General features: G+C 55.0%; 3 protein-coding genes. All 3 read left to right on the plus strand.

The features are described 5' to 3' along the window. Window positions 1–439 precede the first annotated feature (439 nt). From GOB83_RS14555 to GOB83_RS15150, 3 genes are read left to right on the plus strand one after another with little or no spacing between them, the layout of a single operon-like run. Complete coding sequence (locus tag GOB83_RS14555; RefSeq protein WP_059025003.1) at window positions 440–1117, plus strand: hypothetical protein; 678 nt, start codon at window positions 440–442, stop codon at window positions 1115–1117. 59 nt (window positions 1118–1176) lie between these two features. Further along, window positions 1177–1431 carry a hypothetical protein gene (locus GOB83_RS14560; protein WP_025827972.1) on the plus strand — a complete coding sequence of 85 codons (255 nt, stop codon included), beginning with the start codon at window positions 1177–1179 and terminating at the stop codon, window positions 1429–1431. Beyond that, window positions 1428–1553 (plus strand): hypothetical protein, encoded by a 126-nt coding sequence (locus GOB83_RS15150; protein WP_277875558.1) that lies wholly within the window; start codon window positions 1428–1430, stop codon window positions 1551–1553. The genes GOB83_RS14560 and GOB83_RS15150 overlap by 4 nt, the downstream gene beginning before the upstream one ends. Window positions 1554–2355 lie beyond the last annotated feature (802 nt).

Raw genomic sequence — 2355 nt, forward strand, 5'->3', positions numbered from 1 at the left:
ACGGCTGGCGCGTCACACGCGCCCTCTGGTGCAGCCAGTCCCTTGTGCCGGGGAGGTGGCCTTTTTGCTCAGGAGGCAAGGAGTGGGGTGGGGCGACCATGCCTCTTGCCCACCGTTCCGTGTAGCGGGGTGCAAGGGTGCGTGATGTATGAAAGGACAAGAAATGTAATAACGAAACAACCTTCACCAATTTTTTCTTGTCGGAAAGGTGCATCCACAAATACAGAAATATAACGCGCAATATTGTTTCATTTATTTGTGTAAAAAAGACTGAAAAAACACGCATTTTTCGCAGTTTTCTGCGCTTTTTCTCTTGCTCTGTTTATCGGGATGTACTAATCTTTACTTGTTGAGAGGGAATAGGCCCGAACAACAAAACGCCCCGGTCGGTGTTACGAGCACCAAACCGGGGCTAGCCAGAACAGAAAGGGTGATTTTCATGTCCGACGTAAAGAACACTGTAAGCAAGGCGAACTCCCCCCGCAAGGGTGATGCCGCCGGTTCCGTCTCTCCCGCCCGCGCCCGTCAGTTCCACGAAACGGAACAGCGCATGAAAGCGCAGCGGTCTCCTTCTCTGGCTAATGTGGAGCTTCTGGCTCCCTCAGACGACCAGATTGCTCTTATCAGCGCACGTTTCGGTCTGGACGTTGCAGACGTTGACGAAATGATCGGCCTCGGCCTGAGCACCGTTCGAGATCAGTATGACGCGTTGCGGCCCGTTCTGGTCATGTCTTTTAACGGCGAAGATGATTTTAAGGCGATCAAGATACATCTTGACCGTATCGTAGATGCGCTTGTGCGCTCGGCTCATGGTGCGGCGAATTACTACGAAACCCGCCGCCAGCTTGCAAAAGACGCAAAGGATAAATGGGCGAACGAACACCGCGACGACGACCGCATGGGCATCGACGGACAGGATAACTACACAGGCCGCTTGCGCCGGGCCGCAGCCGAACATGCAGTGAAGGCATACGCTCTGTACCATATCGCCAGCGGAGCCTGCACGGCTTATGCCGAAGTCATGGGCGAAGAATGGCAGCCCTACCAGTCCCGTGCGAATAACCGCACGGTGTCACAGGAAGCCGCCGCCGCTCTAGACGAGGCGCTTGGTATCTGAACAACAAACAGCCGGGCCTTTTGGCCCGGCTGACTTCAATTTCCGGAGCGGTGTTAGAAATGCTAGGTATCCCGGCAAAGCCCCCACAGAATGAGATACAGCTCACAGAGCGGCTCAAATTGGCGGCGTCTGCCTGCCAGAATCTTGCGCTTACGTTGGTGGGCCTGTCGCTTATTTCTCCATTCTTCGCGGCAGGTGGGTGGTCATGGCGTAAGTTGCCCGCAGTTATGGTTGCCGCAATTTTGGAACGTGCAGCTTTTGAGTTTTTGAGTTATATTCCTGCTAAGGAAACCTCAAAGGAGGATAAGCAATGACAAACGCCTTCCTGACTAACACAGTCATGGTGCTCGGTGTGTTTGCTGTTACCTTTGCCGCGAGCGGGTGGCTTGCACGGCGGCTGTTGCCAGCCCGCCAGTCTTCTGAACACAAGAGGTAGTTGGTAAACTATCATCGGGAAATCGCACGGCGGGCATAAGCCCGCCGTGATGCATTTTGGTCTTCATTCCTGATTTTGTTGCGTTCCGGCCTGTAAAAAGGGCCGTATCGTTGTCCCGGCGGGCTATCCACAACTCCACAGGCACCTCCCGAGGGCCGCGCGCCACCAGACTCTTGGCGGTCGTGTCGCGCGGCCCTCGGGTCCCTCCTGTGGATTTGTGGATAGCCACGACTTTGCGCCGGGACCTATGGTGGCGGGTTTGCACTGCCATATGCCCGAATGGTCTTAATACCTGGATGGCGACATCACCGCTTCTCCCGAAATAACGGCTACTCGACAAAACCGGATTGCCGCTATTCGTCCCCGCGTGCTGCCCACAACTCCACAGGGACCTCCCGAGGGCCGTGCGCCACCAGATTCTTGGCGGTCGTGTCGCACGGCCCTCGGGTCCCTCCTATGGATTTATGTGGACGGCCGTTCAAACACAATGTTTCACACGAGCCTCCCTTGTGCGATTTCTAAAAATTATTGTTTTACCGGCAGGATGACGACTACCGATTTGACATGAAGATCCGGTCAGATGCGTACTTATGTCCGGCCTGTTTGCGCGAAGTCTTTCGCTGGCCATTATGGGTGTACGCTCGCGTGTCAGGCACCAAACTTGTAGGCGTGCTCAAAGGCACAAATCCATAGACGGTATTACCTGAAACTGTTTCCGATCACAGTCTTCCCATCACGTTGGTTAGTACATACTGCCGGATCTACCGGGGCGGACCCCGGTCTCCATCGTCCTGCTGATGCG

The sequence above is a fragment of the Acetobacter fabarum genome, from assembly GCF_011516925.1.
Classification (GTDB): domain Bacteria; phylum Pseudomonadota; class Alphaproteobacteria; order Acetobacterales; family Acetobacteraceae; genus Acetobacter; species Acetobacter fabarum.